This is a genomic window from Nostoc favosum CHAB5714 (assembly GCF_020829495.1).
Lineage (GTDB): Bacteria > Cyanobacteriota > Cyanobacteriia > Cyanobacteriales > Nostocaceae > Nostoc > Nostoc favosum.
The window spans coordinates 1-17,602 of sequence record NZ_JAIVFQ010000119.1; the positions used below are offsets into that span (position 1 = coordinate 1).

At 44.3% G+C, this 17,602-nt stretch carries 16 protein-coding genes and 4 pseudogenes; 9 read left to right on the plus strand and 11 right to left on the minus strand.

The genetic code is table 11. From position 1 onward, the window contains the following. Positions 1-122: 122 nt before the first annotated feature. From LC586_RS35155 to dnaJ, 4 genes and pseudogenes are all read right to left on the minus strand, one after another. Positions 123-455: pseudogene (locus tag LC586_RS35155) on the minus strand (Uma2 family endonuclease); the annotation flags it as partial. Positions 456-546: 91 nt separating this feature from the next. Next, positions 547-1,677 (minus strand): small ribosomal subunit biogenesis GTPase RsgA, encoded by a 1,131-nt coding sequence (gene rsgA, locus LC586_RS35160; protein WP_229490117.1) that lies wholly within the window; start codon positions 1,675-1,677, stop codon positions 547-549. Beyond that, a complete protein-coding gene (locus tag LC586_RS35165) occupies positions 1,674-1,931 on the minus strand; it encodes a sulfurtransferase TusA family protein (protein ID WP_229490118.1) in 258 nt (85 codons plus the stop codon). Before LC586_RS35165 ends, rsgA begins: the two co-directional genes overlap by 4 nt. Then, positions 1,931-3,061, minus strand: coding sequence for a molecular chaperone DnaJ (gene dnaJ / locus LC586_RS35170; RefSeq protein WP_229490120.1), 1,131 nt, complete (start codon positions 3,059-3,061; stop codon positions 1,931-1,933). Before dnaJ ends, LC586_RS35165 begins: the two co-directional genes overlap by 1 nt. A 380-nt stretch (positions 3,062-3,441) precedes the next feature. Between dnaJ and LC586_RS35175 the strand changes: the two genes are divergently transcribed. Further along, entirely contained in the window at positions 3,442-3,600 is a 159-nt protein-coding gene (locus tag LC586_RS35175) for a hypothetical protein (RefSeq protein ID WP_229490121.1), read from the plus strand. Between the two features lie 294 nt (positions 3,601-3,894). On the opposite strand, the gene dnaK is transcribed toward LC586_RS35175, so the two are convergent. After that, positions 3,895-5,853, minus strand: a complete 1,959-nt coding sequence (dnaK, locus tag LC586_RS35180) for a molecular chaperone DnaK (RefSeq protein ID WP_229490122.1) — start codon at positions 5,851-5,853, stop codon at positions 3,895-3,897. A 227-nt stretch (positions 5,854-6,080) separates the two neighbouring features. Next, complete coding sequence (gene grpE, locus LC586_RS35185; RefSeq protein ID WP_229490123.1) at positions 6,081-6,830, minus strand: nucleotide exchange factor GrpE; 750 nt, start codon at positions 6,828-6,830, stop codon at positions 6,081-6,083. 412 nt (positions 6,831-7,242) lie between these two features. Between grpE and LC586_RS35190 the strand changes: the two genes are divergently transcribed. The 4 genes and pseudogenes from LC586_RS35190 to LC586_RS35205 all read left to right on the plus strand — a co-directional run bounded on the left by LC586_RS35190 (position 7,243) and on the right by LC586_RS35205 (position 12,572). Further along, positions 7,243-9,249 (plus strand): GspE/PulE family protein, encoded by a 2,007-nt coding sequence (locus LC586_RS35190; RefSeq protein ID WP_229490124.1) that lies wholly within the window; start codon positions 7,243-7,245, stop codon positions 9,247-9,249. A gap of 154 nt (positions 9,250-9,403) precedes the next feature. Further along, positions 9,404-10,534, plus strand: a pseudogene (locus tag LC586_RS35195) (type IV pilus twitching motility protein PilT); the annotation flags it as partial. A 112-nt stretch (positions 10,535-10,646) separates the two neighbouring features. Continuing rightward, positions 10,647-11,870 (plus strand): type II secretion system F family protein, encoded by a 1,224-nt coding sequence (locus tag LC586_RS35200; protein WP_229490126.1) that lies wholly within the window; start codon positions 10,647-10,649, stop codon positions 11,868-11,870. A gap of 141 nt (positions 11,871-12,011) precedes the next feature. Further along, positions 12,012-12,572 carry a hypothetical protein gene (locus LC586_RS35205; RefSeq protein WP_229490127.1) on the plus strand — a complete coding sequence of 187 codons (561 nt, stop codon included), beginning with the start codon at positions 12,012-12,014 and terminating at the stop codon, positions 12,570-12,572. A gap of 144 nt (positions 12,573-12,716) precedes the next feature. Here the strand turns inward: LC586_RS35205 and bioU are convergent, their stop codons facing one another. From bioU to LC586_RS35220, 3 genes are all read right to left on the minus strand, one after another. Then, a complete protein-coding gene (gene bioU, locus LC586_RS35210) occupies positions 12,717-13,739 on the minus strand; it encodes a (S)-8-amino-7-oxononanoate synthase BioU (protein ID WP_229490129.1) in 1,023 nt (340 codons plus the stop codon). A gap of 177 nt (positions 13,740-13,916) precedes the next feature. Then, complete coding sequence (locus LC586_RS35215) at positions 13,917-14,405, minus strand: PIN domain-containing protein (RefSeq protein ID WP_229490130.1); 489 nt, start codon at positions 14,403-14,405, stop codon at positions 13,917-13,919. Continuing rightward, positions 14,402-14,647: a UPF0175 family protein gene (locus LC586_RS35220; RefSeq protein WP_229490131.1), complete on the minus strand. Its 246-nt coding sequence runs from the start codon at positions 14,645-14,647 to the stop codon at positions 14,402-14,404. Before LC586_RS35220 ends, LC586_RS35215 begins: the two co-directional genes overlap by 4 nt. Before the next feature lie 417 nt (positions 14,648-15,064). On the opposite strand from LC586_RS35220, the gene LC586_RS35225 reads away from it, so the two are divergent. Continuing rightward, positions 15,065-15,310, plus strand: coding sequence for a DUF433 domain-containing protein (locus tag LC586_RS35225; RefSeq protein WP_229490132.1), 246 nt, complete (start codon positions 15,065-15,067; stop codon positions 15,308-15,310). A 228-nt stretch (positions 15,311-15,538) separates the two neighbouring features. Here LC586_RS35225 and tnpA read toward each other — a convergent pair. Beyond that, positions 15,539-15,921, minus strand: a pseudogene (gene tnpA, locus LC586_RS42180) (IS200/IS605 family transposase). 394 nt (positions 15,922-16,315) lie between these two features. Here tnpA and LC586_RS35240 point away from each other — a divergent pair. The 3 genes from LC586_RS35240 to LC586_RS35250 are packed head-to-tail and all read left to right on the plus strand — an operon-like array spanning position 16,316 to position 17,412. Then, complete coding sequence (locus tag LC586_RS35240; RefSeq protein ID WP_012406943.1) at positions 16,316-16,525, plus strand: DUF2997 domain-containing protein; 210 nt, start codon at positions 16,316-16,318, stop codon at positions 16,523-16,525. A 39-nt stretch (positions 16,526-16,564) separates the two neighbouring features. Continuing rightward, positions 16,565-16,951, plus strand: a complete 387-nt coding sequence (locus tag LC586_RS35245; protein WP_229490136.1) for a DUF1257 domain-containing protein — start codon at positions 16,565-16,567, stop codon at positions 16,949-16,951. Continuing rightward, a complete protein-coding gene (locus LC586_RS35250) occupies positions 16,951-17,412 on the plus strand; it encodes a ferredoxin (protein ID WP_229490137.1) in 462 nt (153 codons plus the stop codon). Before LC586_RS35245 ends, LC586_RS35250 begins: the two co-directional genes overlap by 1 nt. A gap of 73 nt (positions 17,413-17,485) precedes the next feature. Here the strand turns inward: LC586_RS35250 and LC586_RS35255 are convergent. Continuing rightward, positions 17,486-17,602, minus strand: a pseudogene (locus LC586_RS35255) (IS630 family transposase); the annotation flags it as partial.

Sequence of the window (17,602 nt, forward strand, 5' to 3'; positions counted from 1 at the left end):
CATAGCACACCAAAAAGATTAATTCAGAACACCCTAAAGGGTGTTGTTAGCCTTCATCCCCTGCCTAAAGTACGAGATACGGTGCTTAGCACCTGTCTCTCAGGGGTTTTCGGCATTTTTCTTATAATTACATTGGGGTATTTGCCGTCTTCTTGCCACACAACCCAGCTTTTGCGCTCTTTTTTTTCTGTATCTAAAACCAGAAAGAAATCAGGCCCTCGAAATTCTTCTGATTTTTTCTGGTTAGGACTGAAATAAATAGTCAAGTTGCCGGTAGCATAAAAATCCTGACGATCGCGCCACCACCACTTGATGAGGCGGATAAGTAAATCGATTTGTTCGCGGTGCAGATCAGATTCCCAAGGGGGTTCGTCACTATAGATGTCGCCTGGTGGGAAAATTATACTCTCAGTGACAGCTTGTAAACTAGGGGTGGCAGCAAAGGGCTGAGACATACAAGATAGTTTTTCTATTTGTATCCATGCTATCGTGACCAACCTTTACATAGAAGTGCGTAGGCACAGCCCGTCGTAGACATCGCACTCCCTATTCCTCATCCCGATATAATTCCTGCAAGTCCTGTAACTGAGTCTTGCGGGAAATTCGGCGATATTTTTTACTTTCTAGCTTGGGTTCGTATTGACTCTGCCCTTTGCCTTTGCTTTTTAACTTCATGGTAGATTCAGGATCAGCTTGTTGGTGCAGCTGAGTTTGACGAGCGATCGCATCGGACAAAAATTCTAAATAATGTTCATATCGTTCCCAGTCTCCCCGCACTGCACATTCCGGCTCGTCTCGATGCAGACAATCGCTAAACCTACAGCTAGCAACTGCTAACCGCTTTCTTGCTTCTGGGAAATAATGGATTAATTCTTCTGGGATACAATCCATGTCCGGCTGATTAAAGCCGGGGGTGTCTGCAAGCATTCCACCGTTAGGCAACTCAAATAATTCTATATGGCGAGTGGTATGACGACCACGAGCTAGTTTGCCAGAAACTTCTCCCACTCGCAGCTTTGCAGAATCAATCAGCGAATTAATCAGGCTGGATTTACCCACACCGGAAGGGCCAGCAATTACGGTAATTTTATTACTCAAATATCTGGCTGCTTGGTCGGTATTTATACCATCTTTAACGCTAATAAATATTGGCTCATAGCCCCAACCAAGGAGGCGATCGCTAACTTGCTGCTGTTCCTGCTGTGAAATTAAATCACTTTTATTCAAACATAAAAGTACATCTAAGCCTGTAGACTCAGCCTTAATCAGAAACCGACTCAGTTGATAAGGTTCCAAAGGCGGATCAGCAACGGCAAATACCAATAGGATTTGGTTGACATTGGCGATCGCTGGACGATCCAATTCACTTTGGCGGGGTAAAACATCAGCGATCGCACCCCGTCCCCCAGCCCAATCTGGCTCTTCTACCACAACGCGATCGCCTACCATCACCTGTTGCCCGATTTTTTTCAGACGTGTTCGGCGAGTACAAAGCAGCAGAGGGGGATAAGGAAGATGAGGAGGATCTTGCTCCCCCATCTCCCTCATCTCCCTCATCTCCCTCATCTCCCTCATCTTCCCATCCTCTTCATCCAGCTGTACTCGGTAAAAATTAGCCTGTACAGCCACCACCGTACCCAATAACTGTCCAGTTGCGGCAAAATTTTCCCCTATCATTGGCCAGCAAGTGGACGGCGTACTAACAGAGAAAAATAACTACTACAGTCTGTAATTTGTTCCACCTGATAACCTGCCATTGTCAGACTATCCGGAACCTGCTCAATCGGCTCACCGGGGTCTAGCCAGACTTCTAGCAAACCTCCCAATGGCATTTTCTCCAGACGTAGTTTTGTCCGCACGAAATTAATTGGGCAAGGGGTGCCGCGTAAATCAAGTTGAGCATCGGGAGTTAAAAGAGAAGAGGGCTTCATTACTTAAATAAATTTCCCAAGAATCCTTCTAGACCGCCTTTACCAGTGCGATCTCCCTTAATTTTAGCCAGCTTCTCCAACAGTTCCCTCTCCTCAGGGGTGACCTTGTTGGGAATATCAATTAATACTGTCAGCATATGATCCCCTCGACTAACGGGATTACCCAAACGGGGTACGCCGCGATTTTCCAACTTCATCACCGTATTGGGTTGGGTTCCAGCCGGAATGATCAGTTCCACAGGCCCATCTACCGTATCTACCTCTAACCGACAACCTAAAATCGCTTGCAGATAGCTAAGTTTGATTTCCGAGAGAATATTAATGCCATCCCGTTGGAATTCTTCGTCCTCATTTACGAACAAGTAAACGTATAAATCCCCAGGAGGGCCACTGCGTTGGCCAGCGTCTCCTTCACTAGAAATCCGCAAGCGTGTGCCATTATCCACCCCTGCGGGAATGGTAATTTTGAGTTTCTTTGTGACTTGATTTGCGCCTTTACCATCACAGGCATCACACTTATCTTCAATTACCATCCCTGTCCCATTACAGGTGGGACAAGTTGAGACTTGGGTGAAACTGCCAAAAGGTGTTCTGGTAACACGGCGTACTTGACCCGATCCGGTACAAGTAGAACAAGTCCGGGGGCGGGTTCCAGGTTTAGCACCAGAACCGCTACAAACTTCACAATTTTCTAGATGGGAAATGCGAATTTCTTTTTCCCCGCCAAATACCGCTTCCCGAAAGTCTAACTTCAGGTCTAGCCGCAGGTCATCACCCCTAGCAGGCCCACTGCGCCGTCTTTGTTGCGTGGGATTACCCATACCGCCAGCAAAGCCGCTAAAAATGCTTTCAAAGATATCGGCAAAACCACCCATATCGCCCACATCTTGGAAGCCTGAGCCAGCAGCACCTGACACACCCTCTGGGCCAAAGCGATCGTAACGAGCGCGGGTTTCTGGCTCTGAGAGTACCTCATAAGCGCGGTTAATTTCTTTAAAGCGATCCTCCGCCCCCGGTTCTTTGTTCACGTCTGGGTGATACTTTCGGGCTAAACGGCGATAGGCTTGTTTGATCTCTTCTTTGTCGGTGTCACGAGAGACACCCAGGATTTCATAATAGTCGCGGGCCATATAGCAAAGGTAAAAGTTAGAAGGAAGAAAGCAGAAGGTGAGCCTGCGCGATCTTGGGGAGCCACTGCGGTCTTGGGGGTTTCCCCCATGAGCAAGTGGCGTGGTTCCCCCCATAAGCGACTGGCGAACCCGAAGGGCAGTAGAACGTCACGGTCACTTGCTACCCTACAGAAAAGTGTTTTGCCTACAGATTGCAAGAGCAACACAGTATTCTTTAGAGAGCGGCTTGCCGGAGGTTAGGCAGAAGATAAAATTAATTTTTGTTAATAACTGATTTTACCCTTTACCCTTTACAAAAATCACCGACAAATCTTGAGCAACAGGTGCTTTCCTCGTGGGAGACGACAAAAGCGATAGAAGTTAAGAGCGGGGGAAGCCTTATGCTCAGACTTCTCACTGCCGAGTCGGCTGTCTCTTTTACAATTGTGCTACGTAGCAGAGGAAAACCCCGGCCATCAACAAAGGGGCTAGCCGCACCATTAGGTGTGGAAAACCACCTATATGCAATGGAAGTGCATCTGAATTGGCAGACTGCCTAGCCCAAAGTAATTTGCTTCTACAATCTAGCAAACCGTCGGGGTCTTGTGAAACTTCGCTAAATTTATAATCAATTAATAGATATATTAAAGTGTCTTAATAAAAATCTGCAACTTAGGGAATTGCGGACTGGGAACAGGGGAGGCAGGGGAAGCAGGGGAGGCAGAGGAAGCAGGGAAGACAAGGTGACCAAGTGACAAGGTGACTTGTTGAGTGAGAACTTGCAACAAGTCTTTCCCCTTGTCCCCAATTCTCCTTGTCCCAATGCCCCATGCCCCATGCCCAATGCCCAACCCCTAATCTATCGCCTCATAATCAACCTGGGCAGTACTTTCTTCGTCAAAATCAAAGTTGAATTGTGGTATTAGTGTGCCATTCATTGGTGAGTCTACTTCTGGAGTAAACAGACTAGCTGAAGCCTCTTCAGTCTCCTCATTTTGGCTGTTAGCTCGGTTATAGACATCAGCACCAATTGCAAACAGGGTTTGTTGGAAGTCGTCTAAGCGCTGCTTAAATTCCACAGTGGAGATGCTGGTGTCAATCATTGCAGCTTGGAGTTGTGAAACTTTTTCACTGGCCAAAGTTTTCATTTGGTCGCCGATAAAGTTGCTATTATCCTTGATGGTGGATTCGTAACTGAACAACAGATTATCTGCTTGGTTTTTGAGTTCAACCAGTTCTTTACGTCTTCTATCTTCGTCGGAAAACAGTTCGGCCTCTTGGCGCATCCGTTCGACTTCGTTGGTACTCAAACCACCTGTATTGGTAATCCTGATACTTTGTTCTCTACCTGTACCTTTGTCTTGGGCAGAAACCTTCAGGATGCCGTTAACATCGATTTCAAAGGATACTTCAATTTGTGGCACACCACGGGGTGATGGGGGAATTCCTGCTAGCAAAAACTTGCCGAGACTCTTGTTATCTCGTGACATTGCCCGTTCACCTTGGAGGATGTGAATTTCCACCGAGGTTTGCCCATCAACTGCTGTGGAAAAAATTTGTGATTTACTAGTGGGAATTGTGGTGTTGCGTTCAATAATTTTGGTGAACACTTCACCCAAGGTTTCAATTCCCAAGGACAGAGGAGTGACATCCAATAGTAAGAGATTATCTACTTCACCACCCAACACACCTGCTTGGATAGCCGCTCCCAATGCTATGGCTTCGTCAGGGTTGATAGAGCGATCAGGAGCTTTGCCGTTGAAAAACTTAATCAGCGCATTTTGGACTGCGGGAATACGGGTAGAACCACCTACTAAAATAATCCGATCTATGGCTTGTGGTTTGAGATCCGCATCTTTGAGCGCTTGGATCATTGGTTCGATGGTACCTTCAATTAATTTGCCTGCCAGTTCTTCAAATTTAGAACGGCCCAGTTCCATCTCCAGATGCTTTGGCCCGGTGTCATCAGCCGTTATAAATGGCAAGTTGATGGAGGTATTTACCATGCTGGAGAGTTCAATTTTTGCCTTTTCTGCTGCCTCCCGCAGGCGTTGCAGTGCCATCTTATCTTGGGAAAGGTCGATTTTCTCTTGTTGCTGGAAGCGTTCCATCATCCAAAGCACGATCGCATTATCAAAGTCGTCTCCACCTAAGTGGTTGTTACCACAAGTTGCCTTAACTTCAAAAACGCCATCCCCCAGTTGCAGAATCGATACGTCAAAGGTTCCGCCTCCCAAGTCAAATACTAAAATTAGCTGCTCTTGGTCTTGCTTGTCCAATCCGAAAGCTAAAGCCGCAGCTGTTGGTTCATTGATGATTCGCAGGACTTCTAGTCCTGCAATCGTGCCAGCATCTTTAGTTGCTTGTCTTTGGGCATCTGTGAAATATGCTGGTACGGTAATCACTGCCTGAGTGACTTCCTCACCCAAAAAGCTTTCCGCATCCTGCTTGAGCTTTTGCAGGATCATGGCGGATAGTTCTTGTGGCGTGTAATTTTTTGAGCGAATTTGGACATCAACGGTATCGTCTCGACCTTTGATGCAGTTATAGGGGACGCGATCGCGTTCTATTTCAGTGTCTTCCCAACGCCGCCCGATAAATCGTTTAATACTGTAAATTGTGTTTTCGGCATTGGTTACGGCTTGGCGCTTTGCCAATTGACCAACCAAGCGATCGCCACTCTTCCCGAATCCCAGAATACTTGGAGTAGTTCGTCCACCTTCAGAATTGGAGATCACCAATGGTTGACCGCCTTCCAAAACTGCGACGCAACTGTTAGTAGTGCCTAAGTCGATCCCAATAACTTTTCCCATAATTATCAGTATTTTTACCGAGTTGAACTGCTGTAATATGTCGCGGACTAACTTTTTTTTTACGAACCAAGGCTAGCGGATAACGTCTGTGGAACCCTTATTGCTGGTAGCAAAAGAGAAGTTGAAACACAGAGAGTTATCCAAAGCCTTGCCCAAATTTTAGGTACGCGATACTCGTCCTTGCTAGAACCCAGGCACTTTAGGTCAGCGAGGCGAGCGATTACAGCTTAACTGTTGGCTTGACTCGACTGATCTTCTGGTGCAGAAGGTGTATCTTCCTTGGGAGCAGCTACTTTGACCATTGCATGGCGTAGCACGCGATCGCCCAAGTAATATCCGCGCACTAACTCTTCTAACACTGTTCCTTCAGGATGTTCATCCGTAGGTTCGCGCATTACTGCTTCATGGAGGTTAGGATCAAATTCTTGACCTTCAGGACGCATTGGTGATACACCCAAGCGTTTCAGGCTATCTACTAATTGTTTGTAAACGCCTTGGTAACTTTTGTGCATGGTCATTTCGCCTTCAGATTGCGGTTTGAGGTGCGATCGGGCCCGCTCAAAATTATCAACCACTGGCAGTAATTCCAGAATGGTGTTCCGCTTGATCTGTGTCTCTAACTCTTCTTTTTCTTTGCTGGTACGTTTCCGGTAATTCTCAAAATCAGCGGCAATCCGCATATATTGAGTACTACGCTCTTCTAGTTGCGTTTTGAGAGAGTCGATTTGTTGAGTCAGTTCTGCCAAAGCTGCTGTTTCCACTCCAGTTTTCTCACTTGCAGCGACGCTATTTTCTGGATTGAGATTAGCCGTATCCCCCGATACATTGGTTTGGGCTGTCACTTGCTCTGTCACCTCGCTACCAGATTCATTGAAATTAATTTGGGCTGGGGAGTCACTCTTCATTGCTTGCTTTACCTCTGTTGGTTCACCCAATTGCTGGCTTGTATTGTTTATTTGTTTATTTTCATCCATCATTGTCTACTCATTCCAGATGCTTTTTATGGCAGTGTATCTCCACAGCTTGCAACCGTCGTCATCCACGGCTTGCCACTGAGGCTGATTTTATTGCCGACAAGTTTCTGAAAATGATGTAACCGTCCTCTTATTGTGACAAATGGTGAACACCTTAGCCCAGACGCCACTAAGGCGGGAACCCGAACGAGTAATTTGCAAGAGGAGCGCTGAATGTGACTCGCCCTTTATCTTATTTGAAAATATCTTTAATTTTGAATTTTGTTAGCGCAGCGTTAGCGAGTCTGCGAGCGTCATTTTGAATTTTGAATTCGGAGCAAAGCGACGTGACTCAGGACTTTTTTGGTAAATGAGAATTCTGTCTCACAGCCTGGGAATACTTTAAGCAGAGGTTTTCCTACTCATTCGCTCATTTATGACTTACTCGTCACCACAACGGCGCAGTACCGCTCTAACTACCAGAACAGAGTTTTCGCCCTTCGGCAACAAGCTAGTGCAATCTGGCTATGTCAATACCGAACAGATGAGGCAGGCACTAATTGAAAGCCGCAAATCTGGCAGACCCTTAACGGAAGTACTAGAGTCAATCACTGGGCAACAACTATCACCTGAGTTGCTCAGGCAATACAAAAAACAGCAGCTATTTGAACTTAAAATACTATACGGTGTTGAATTCCTTGATCCGGAAGTCAATTCCTTTGGCAACACTGAGATGGCGAACCTGATTGAAACCCTCATCCCAGTGGATATTTGCCGTCGCCACCGTTTAGTACCACTATCGAAACACGAAGACCAAACCCCGCCCTCAGTTTTAGTGGCGATGGTCGCTCCAGATAATCTAGAGGCTTCTGATGACCTGAATCGCATCTTGCGCCCCCAAGGCTTGGCGTTGCAGCGCATGGTGATTACACAGGAAGACTACCAACAGCTAATCAACCAATATCTGGATGAAATGGCTGTTAAGCAAAAGCACCTGGAACAAGAAAAGTTTACAGATATTAATCAGGATTTAGAAAACCTCGGAAATCTCGATATTTCGGATGCTCCTGAAGAAATGGAGGCTGATCTAGGGGCAGCGATGAAGGGTGCAGAGGATGCCCCAGTGATTAACCTAGTTAACAGAATCTTGGCTAAAGCGTTGCATGAGGGCGTTTCTGACATTCATATCGAACCGCAAGAAGAAAACTTACGCATTCGCTTTCGGAAAGATGGCGTACTGCGCGAAGCTTTCGATCCCCTACCGAAAAAAATCATCCCGGCGGTGACAGCCCGATTTAAAATCATCTCCAATCTAGACATTGCTGAACGCCGTCTACCCCAAGATGGACGCATCCGGCGGCTGTTTGAGGGACGTAAGGTGGACTTCCGTGTGAATACCTTGCCTAGTCGCTACGGGGAAAAGGTGGTGCTGCGGATTTTGGATAACTCCTCCACCCAACTGGGATTAGATAAGTTAATTACCGATCCAGAGACTTTGAATATTGTCAAGGATATGGTCAGCCGTCCCTTTGGTCTAATTTTGGTAACTGGGCCAACTGGTTCTGGGAAAACTACTTCGCTGTATTCTGCATTATCAGAAAAGAATGATCCCGGAATTAATATCAGTACTGTAGAAGACCCCATTGAGTACAGTCTTCCAGGGATTACTCAAGTACAGGTGATTCGGGAAAAAGGGCTGGATTTTGCTACCGCTTTGCGGGCTTTCTTGCGGCAAGATCCAGATGTGCTGCTGGTGGGTGAAACGCGGGACAAGGAAACGGCAAAAACAGCAATTGAAGCTGCGTTAACCGGTCACTTGGTATTAACTACCTTACATACCAATGATGCCCCAGGTGCGATCGCTCGTTTGGGAGAAATGGGGATTGAGCCTTTCATGGTTTCTAGTTCCCTAATTGGTGTTTTAGCTCAACGTTTGGTGCGGCGTGTATGTTCTGAATGTCGTATTGCCTACACTCCCACAACCGAAGAATTAGGTCGTTATGGTCTATCAGCTTCCTCAGATGTTGGAGTTACTTTCTATAAGGCTAACACCTTGACATTAGATGCGATCGCCGAAGCCAAAACCAAAAATCAGCTTTGCTCAAAATGTAATGGGGTCGGCTACAAAGGGCGTTGTGGTGTTTATGAAGTCATGCGAGTCACCGAAAACCTGCAAACTCTCATCAACGAAGATGCACCCACGGAACGCATCAAGGAAGTGGCAATAGAAGAGGGCATGAAAACTTTGCTGGCTTACAGTTTGGACTTAGTGCGCCAAGGTTCTACCACTCTAGAAGAAGTAGAACGGGTGACGTTTACTGATACTGGTTTGGAAGCCGAGTTAAAAGCCAAACGCAAGACTGGTCTTACCTGCCGGACTTGCGAGGCCACATTGAAACCAGAATGGCTGGATTGTCCCTACTGTATGACATCTCGGTTTTAAGACTAATAGTCATTGGTCATTGGTCATTGGTCATTGGTCATTAGTCATTGGTCATTGGTCATTAGTCGATGTTTAGTAACTTTAAACAAATGACGACTGACAAATGACAACTGACAAATAACAAAGGACAAATAAAACATTAAAAGGAAGCAGAACTATGGAAATGATGATTGAAGACCTGATGGAACAGTTGATTGAAATGGGTGGCTCGGATATGCATTTATCCGCAGGTTTGCCTCCCTACTTCCGCATCAGTGGCAAACTCACCCCCATAGGTGAGCATGTATTGACAGCCGATCAATGTCAAAGGCTGATTTTTAGTATGCTCAACAACACCCAACGTAAAACCTTAGAGCAGACCTGGGAATTGGATTGTTCTTATGGTGTTAAGGGTTTGGCTCGGTTCCGGGTGAATGTCTATAAAGAACGTGGTGCTTATGCCGCTTGTTTACGGGCATTAAGTTCTAAAATTCCTAACTTTGAAAAATTAGGTCTGCCAGATATAGTGCGGGAAATGTGCGATAAGCCCAGAGGACTTATTCTAGTCACAGGCCCTACAGGTTCCGGCAAGACAACTACCCTAGCGGCAATGATTGACTTGATTAACCGCACCAAGGCAGAGCATATTTTAACGGTGGAAGATCCAATTGAATTTGTATATGAACCAATTAAAAGCTTGGTTCACCAACGGCAACTGGGAGAAGATACTAAGAGCTTTGCTAATGCTTTGAAAGCAGCCCTGCGGGAAGACCCAGATATTATTCTGGTGGGGGAAATGCGGGATTTGGAAACGATTTCTTTGGCGATTTCCGCAGCGGAAACAGGACACTTGGTATTTGGTACGCTACACACCAGTTCCGCCGCCCAAACTGTTGACCGGATTATCGACGTTTTCCCCCATGAAAGACAAACCCAAGTGCGGGTGCAATTGTCTAACTCTTTAGTGGGGGTATTTAGCCAAACTTTAGTATCCAAGAAAAACCCTAAACCCGGTGAATATGGTCGGGTAATGGCTCAAGAAATTCTGATTGTCACTCCTGCTATTTCCAACTTGATTCGAGAAGGCAAAACATCTCAAATTTACTCGGCTATTCAAACTGGCGGCAAATTGGGAATGCAAACTCTGGAGAAGGTTTTAGCCGATTTTTACAAAGCAGGAACGATTTCCTTTGAAGCGGCGATGTCTAAAACTTCTAAGCCAGATGAAATCCAACGTCTCATCGGTACTTCTGTACCGCCCCAAGCAGCAGGTGCGAAACTCGGTGCAGCTGCCAAAGCGCATTAGAGGAACTGGGGAGATGAGGGAGATGAGGGGGATGAGGAAGTTGCAGTAAGTCTTTTCCTTGTGCCCAATGCCCAATGCCCAATAATAAATAACGACTATTTTGAATTGATTTATGCCAACCTACGTTGCCCGCGTTCGGGATTCTCAAGGAAAATCCCGAACAGAAAAAATTGTTGCCGAATCCTTGGCGCAAGCTCGTACCAATCTCAGAGATCAAGGTTTTGTAGTCCAAGAACTCAAACAATTTCAAGGATTTCAGCCGAATTTTGATTTAAAAAAAATCCAGAATTCCTTTGTTAAGGTTTCTGTGAAAGACAAAGCCGTTTTTTCCCGTCAATTTGCCGTTTTGATGAATGCGGGAGTTGCGATCGTTAGAAGTTTAGGAGTACTTTCTGAGCAGTGTAGTAATACTAAACTGAAACAAGCCCTGATTGAGATTAGCAACGATGTTCAAAGCGGAATGAATCTTTCAGAGTCAATGCGGAAGCATCCTGACTGCTTTGATGGATTATATGTGAGTATGATTCAAGCTGGCGAAGTTGGTGGTGTTCTAGACGAAGTATTGAATCGTTTAGCCAAGTTGTTAGAAGATGTTGCCCGCTTACAAAACCAAATTAAATCAGCATTATCTTATCCAAGTGTTGTGGGTTTTATCGCACTTGCTATCTTTCTCGGTATGACCATTTTTCTGATTCCTGTTTTTGCGAAGATTTTTACAGAAATTGGAACTGAATTACCACCTCTAACGCAATTTTTGATGGATACTAGTCTATTTTTAAGAAGCCCGAAGGTTTTCGTGCTTATCGCTGTTCTTATAGGATTGAAAATTGCCTTTACACAATACAGTAAAACTCCTGTCGGTCGCTTAACAATTGATCGTCTTTCCCTCAAGATGCCGTTGTTTGGTGACTTAATTCAAAAATCTGCGGTTGCCCGCTTTAGCCGAACTTTTGGTTCTTTGACTCGTTCAGGTGTACCAATTTTAACTTGTTTGGAAATTGTCCGAGATACATCAGGAAACAAAGTGATTGCCAATGCCATAGATGCAGCCCGTATGGAGATTCAACAAGGAGGTATGATTAGCATTGCTTTACAAAAAGATAGCGTTTTTCCGGCTATGGCAATTCAGATGATTAGTATCGGAGAAGAAACTGGAGAATTAGATGGAATGTTGATGAAAGTTGCCGATTTCTATGAAGATGAAGTCGAGCAAGCAGTAAAAGCAATGACCAGTATTTTGGAACCAGTTATGATTGTATTTGTAGGGGGAATGGTTGGAACCATTTTGCTAGCAATGTATTTACCTATGTTTAAGGTATTTGAAAAGATGGGATAAAGGATTAAAAGTTAAGAGTTATAAGTTACGAGTTAGGAATTAAAACTTTTTATTTCTAATTTTTAGCTCCTAACTGATTAATTTTATTCTTAACTCCTGTACAGACGCGATTAATCGCGTCTCCTCACTATTTAATAAACTATGACTGTGCAAAAATCTCACTACGAAGCGAGTTTGGCAGAGTACAGCAATCATCTAGCTGTGATCGCCTTACTAAAGCAATATCGGCCATACTTGGAGATGATTCCCAGTCTGCGCCGTCCAAATGAAAGTGTCATCACTATCCCCTTGCCAATTGTCCGCCTTCGCAATACTGCTACAACAGCCTCACAAACGATTTGCTTACCTTGTGATGTGGCAATTTTGATGTGCGATCCAGAGTGGAAAATCAAAACTGGAGCAGAAATCCTAGTCTTTATTCATCGTGCTGATGAAGACTTTTCTGATTTGTTAGGACGTTGGCGAAAAACTCAAGTTTGGCTAGACAATGATTATGAGTGGTTAATGCCTCTTTATCACAGTCATATTTTGAGTGAAGGAGCTAATACTATATATCCTCTGTTTGTCGTTTTTAGTGAGACTTTAGAACGCATCCAACGAGGACTTGTAGGGGCGGAACTTCCATTTATTATACAAGCATCAGATTCGCTGCTTGAAAAGAATTCCACAGATATTTTCTCTCCAGAACTTCCACCAGCTTAGAAAAAGTTAGAAGTTAACACTAAGGAGTTTGGAGTTTAAAATCGCAAGTTTGGAGCAGATTCAGAGGCTCAAAATTTGCGATTTTATATTTTTAACTCCTAACTCCTGTACAGACGCGATTAATCGCGTCTCTACTCCTAACTATTACCTGACAAATTGGGGCATAATTTCGGCAGCAGTGAATATTCCATAAATGCCGCGTTGGTGCAATTGTCTACCAGCTTTGAGATAGCCAAAGGCAGGGCCGCAGACATTAGCTGCCATACTAGTTTCATCTCCCAGAGTAAAGGTATGGGTGGAAATTTTACCTTCAAAGGTGCGCCCTGTTACCTTAACGTTGGTGCTGAGGGGCTTTTTAGAATTGCGAGTATCGACTACACCACCAACAGTAACGCGATCGCGCCCCACTATTCCCGCTACCTCTAGCATCACATCATCAGCGTGTTCCATATTCGTCAAGGTAAGCACGCCATTAGTTTTATCTAGTAGTGCTTCTACTTCTGCGTCAGTCATCGCCCTGGCAGTTTCCACTGTATAACCAGGGATGTGGCCAATGTCTTCCCGAACGGTGGCGCGGTAAGCTTCCCAGTTGGCAATTCCCACCCCAAAGGTAATTTCAACTTGATGAATTTCGGCGTAACTTTGGGCGGCTAAAGCTGCTGCGGCGGTTAACAGTCCGGGTGTTGCACCACAGCCTGTCATGTAGGTAATCCCGGCTGCTTGCAGTTCTTCTTTCATCGCCAGTAGTTGTTCTACAGCAGTGGTGCGCTTAATCGCATCCACTAGCACCCCACGCCAACCAGATTTGATAAACTCTTTGGCAACAGAGGGGATAAAATCATTTGGTAGGTTGGGTAAAGCCAGAAAATACCCATCCACAGGTTGAGCTATTTCAATTACATTCTGAATACTTTGATTTGTTAACGTACCAACTGGCTCTAAATGACCTACCGAACCTTGGGACTGGTAGGTTGCAATGCATTCTTGAGTATTTAAACCTTCAGCAGCGTAAGCGTAACCTTTTTGATCTGCTGCGGCGACTAAAATCATTTCCTGTTTAGCAGCAAGTACCTTGGCGGCGGCTTGTCCGAGTCCGCCGAAACCTAGTACTCCTATGCGTATCGCTGGCGAAATATTTAGAGAATTTTTGACTTTTTCAGAATTCATAGTCAATTGGTTAAGTTGAATCAAAAGCCTTTAGCATTCTGCATCTCAGTTTCCGGGTTGTAACTGGTGGCTGATGGCTGATAGCTCAAAGCTATAGAGGTTAATTATGATTCATTATCCTGGGTTCTTTGGCTGACTGATGTTTTTTTATGTAAGCTACTTGTACAGTATCAAAAATTAATTTTCATCAACAAGCTGTAAAACCCTCTTGTATAAAGGTTTCGCCACCCAGAATCCTGCTTGGTTAATTAGAGCATCTAACAGAGGTTTCACGGCAGAAATTAGCTTTTGACTTTTAGCTTCAACCAAGATTCCTAAAATCCCTGTGTAGCTGAGATTTACTTTAGCCGCAACCATACGACCACGACGTTCATCAATCAAAACTTGATCTGCTTTCATTTCCAGTGCTAGAGCAATCGCTTCAGCTTCACCAATATCCAGTTCATTGCTGAATGCTTCAACCAGTATACGATCTTGAACTGGACAAGTTTGAATCCAGATAAAAGTTTGTACTTCAGTTGCGCCTGCAACTGGAAAGTTGGGATCAGTTAGTTCTCGGTAGACAGCTTCAGGAATTAGAACTGTTCCGTAAAGCTGTTGTAGTAAATGAAGATGGTTAATGGCGGCGAGGTTATTGATGGGCGAAGTATCACTGACAATGATCACAGTCTACCCATCGTCCGCAAGTTTTCTATATCTTGTTCAAAATCCTCCACACCGTAATGCACTGAAATTTGACGACTTGCAAGTAGATGCTGAAATGCTATACGATTCATGCCTGCAAATCGACTGGCTTGAGCAAGGGTTAACTTTTCTTTTTGAAAAAGCATCACCGCAATTTCCTGCTTCATTTCGCCTTCAGTCATCCGAGTTGCGGTTAGTATTTCATTAGGAATGACGACGTTCATAATTACAATCCTCTCTATCACTACTATTCTAAGCAGCTTTCCGCAGCTATGCAGGTTAATACATCATTGGAGCAAACGGACTAGATATAGGACGAAAAGCGATCGCCTATTGTAGTGTAAACACTGATGACTCTGATGAACAAAAAGCAGTTTTAGATACTTTGGCTGAAATTTTTGCTGAATAATGTGTCTAAGAATCGCACACACCGGATGGTTATGAGATTGCAACTGTAATCGTTAGTTATCTCAAGCAAAGTTTCTGTGTTCAAAGCGATCGCCTATTATAGTGCCCACGATGGTTTAATAAATTATAGAGTGCCATATTTACAACGATGATCTGCCTACGCTTATTACAGTAGTAGTAATTCCGAGTTAGGATCATAGCGAAATATTGACAAATAAATGTCTAGAGTTTTTATGGTACCAACATCGCGTATTGTTCACAGTGACCCCGATATATTAGGGGGAACTACTGTCTTTGTTGGAACTCGCGTACCAATTAAGACCTTGCTTGATTATCTAGAAGCAGGTGATTCCCTAAATGAGTTTTTAGATCATTTTCCCAGTGTTAGCCGTGAGCAAGCGATGTCTACGACGGGCTACGCCTACGCAGCACTGGAATTAGCATTGATCCAAGAAAACCCAAAATTTGCTTATATTTAAAGGTTTTTTATATTCTGGCGATCGCAGTGTGACATACTCCACACACTGACCTGAGTACAGGTACAGTGTGGGCTTCTCAACCAATCCGGCTACTGCTTAGGAGGCGTTGAGCTTTAAGAACCGGATGCCCCACGGCTCTATTTTTTATAGATCGTGCGTAAAACCTCATCCCCTTGTGGGTGAGGATGTAAGCACGGTTAGATAATGGGGTTCGATACCCCATTAACACTATCCGCGTTGTTTTTGAGTTGCAATATATTGCTTAACTGCTTCCTCTGATGCTCCGCCCACAGAAGAGTAAAACGTTCCATCGCTCCACAATCCAGAACCCCAAAATCTACGCTTTTTTAAATCCTTAAAGGTGCTGAATATATGCACAGCAGAGATTGATTTCATCGTTTTGGCAATTCTACTGGTGCTGTGGTGTGGTCTGCCTGCACAAACACATGAACATGGTCAGGCATGATCTCAATCGCGTAGAGCGTCCAACCATAGGTTTGACAAGTTTCACCAAGAATTCTTTTTAGCTCTATCTCTATTGCCCCCTCAAGTACCTGATTACGGTACGTTGGGCAAAATATGATGTGGTAGCCATTGCTGTAGGCTGACACCGCGCTACATCCAACCTACCTGGAAAACCTTAAGAGAATAAGGTAAATCTAATGGTAGTGATAAAGTTTTTCAATAAAATTTATATTTTTGTAAATTGCCTTGCTGGCTATATTACCTGTAATGCTTATCTTGAGGACTTTTGCCGCTTACTTGGCAAACTCAGTTGTTACCTTGACTAATCGATGAGGTTAAGAGAGACTAACTAAATACTGATGTGACTGCTTACAAAATTAATAATTTTTGTAAAGATTCTAAGATATATATGTTGAGAGATGGAACATTATTTAACAAATGGTAAGTTTGTATCTAAGTAAAAATGTTCCTACGGCTATATTTGTAGCCTTCTGCTAAGGCAGTAGAATTTAAGCGTACTTATCGTGGTTGGCCAAGAGCATGGAGACATTAGAGTTCATAATCTATCCAGACGGTCGGGTACAAGAAAAAGTCACTGGCATTGTGGGTGCTTCTTGCGCTGAGGTTACAGCAGCAATAGAGGCACAGCTGGGGCAAGTACTTAATCATGAGCCAACCTCAGAATATTTCGCCGCCAAGGTGCAGCAATCTAATGTGGCGAATACACACACCACTTACAGCGATTGGTAAGTTTTCACAGTAGTTTAGTGTAATTAATTCACAACCATCATGTCACACTTTAGCCAAATTAAGACTCAAATCCGTAACCTTGATTCTTTGAAAGATGCTCTGACTGAATTGGGCATAGACTGGAAACCCGGCCCACGCCAAGTCCGTGGCTATCGCGGTCAAACCCATCCTGCGGAAGTTAGTATTGAGCAGGAAAATGGCTATGACATCGGTTTTAGATGGAATGGCTTGGAATATGAACTGGTGGCTGATTTGCAATATTGGCAGCAAAACCTGTCTGTGGACGGATTTTTACGCCAGGTAACACAGCGCTATGCTTATCAAACAGTTGTGAAAGAAACCGCTCGTGTTGGTTTTCAAGTCTCTGAACAACAAAAAAATGAAGATGGTTCAATTCGCCTGGTAGTACAGCGCTGGAGTGCGTAATGGCTGATTTTCTGCCGTCGCTTGAAGAACAAGAAGAAAATCGTTCCGGTTTGGAACCAGAATTAGGGGGTTTTTTACGGGATGCCCCAGAACGTTCTGGTTTAGAACCGGAATTGGGCGGTTTCCTGCGCCAAAATGGTGTTTATGTTGACGAAATCACTTGTATTGGTTGCAAGCATTGCGCTCATGTTGCACGTAACACCTTTTACATTGAACCAGATTACGGGCGATCGCGCGTGGTTCGGCAAGATGGGGATGCTGAGGAAATTATTCAAGAAGCAATTGACACTTGTCCAGTTGATTGCATTCATTGGGTTGATTACACTGAACTGAAAAAATTAGAACAAGAACGCAAATATCAGGTAATTCCTGTAGTCGGTTATCCGGTGGAACATGCAGTTGCTGCTAGCGAACGTCGGCGTAAAAAGCAAAAGTTAAAAACCAAAAAATCCCGTTATTAAGATAAAAACCTTAAATCAAAATAATAAAGGACTGGATACCAGTCCTTTTGCTTTTCGCCATAGTATAGGACTCCTATTTGATTTTTGAAAAAACTCCGTACATCTGGAGAGTAGCGAAATCAAAGGTAGTGTGTCGGATAAACCACTCAAACATCCACTTTAAATGAGAGAATGAAGGAACTAAAGCACA

Bases quoted from the DNA above. Each gene is read 5' to 3' on its own strand.
- LC586_RS35220 (WP_229490131.1), bottom strand. From the start codon at position 14,647: ATGAACGTCGTCATTCCTAATGAAATACTAACCGCAACTCGGATGACT.
- rsgA (WP_229490117.1), bottom strand. From the start codon at position 1,677: ATGATAGGGGAAAATTTTGCCGCAACTGGACAGTTATTGGGTACGGTG.
- LC586_RS35200 (WP_229490126.1), top strand. From the start codon at position 10,647: ATGCCAACCTACGTTGCCCGCGTTCGGGATTCTCAAGGAAAATCCCGA.
- LC586_RS35190 (WP_229490124.1), top strand. From the start codon at position 7,243: ATGACTTACTCGTCACCACAACGGCGCAGTACCGCTCTAACTACCAGA.
- LC586_RS35165 (WP_229490118.1), bottom strand. From the start codon at position 1,931: ATGAAGCCCTCTTCTCTTTTAACTCCCGATGCTCAACTTGATTTACGC.
- grpE (WP_229490123.1), bottom strand. From the start codon at position 6,830: ATGATGGATGAAAATAAACAAATAAACAATACAAGCCAGCAATTGGGT.
- LC586_RS35175 (WP_229490121.1), top strand. From the start codon at position 3,442: ATGCTCAGACTTCTCACTGCCGAGTCGGCTGTCTCTTTTACAATTGTG.
- bioU (WP_229490129.1), bottom strand. From the start codon at position 13,739: ATGAATTCTGAAAAAGTCAAAAATTCTCTAAATATTTCGCCAGCGATA.
- dnaK (WP_229490122.1), bottom strand. From the start codon at position 5,853: ATGGGAAAAGTTATTGGGATCGACTTAGGCACTACTAACAGTTGCGTC.
- LC586_RS35245 (WP_229490136.1), top strand. From the start codon at position 16,565: ATGTCACACTTTAGCCAAATTAAGACTCAAATCCGTAACCTTGATTCT.
- LC586_RS35250 (WP_229490137.1), top strand. From the start codon at position 16,951: ATGGCTGATTTTCTGCCGTCGCTTGAAGAACAAGAAGAAAATCGTTCC.
- dnaJ (WP_229490120.1), bottom strand. From the start codon at position 3,061: ATGGCCCGCGACTATTATGAAATCCTGGGTGTCTCTCGTGACACCGAC.
- LC586_RS35225 (WP_229490132.1), top strand. From the start codon at position 15,065: ATGGTACCAACATCGCGTATTGTTCACAGTGACCCCGATATATTAGGG.
- LC586_RS35205 (WP_229490127.1), top strand. From the start codon at position 12,012: ATGACTGTGCAAAAATCTCACTACGAAGCGAGTTTGGCAGAGTACAGC.
- LC586_RS35240 (WP_012406943.1), top strand. From the start codon at position 16,316: ATGGAGACATTAGAGTTCATAATCTATCCAGACGGTCGGGTACAAGAA.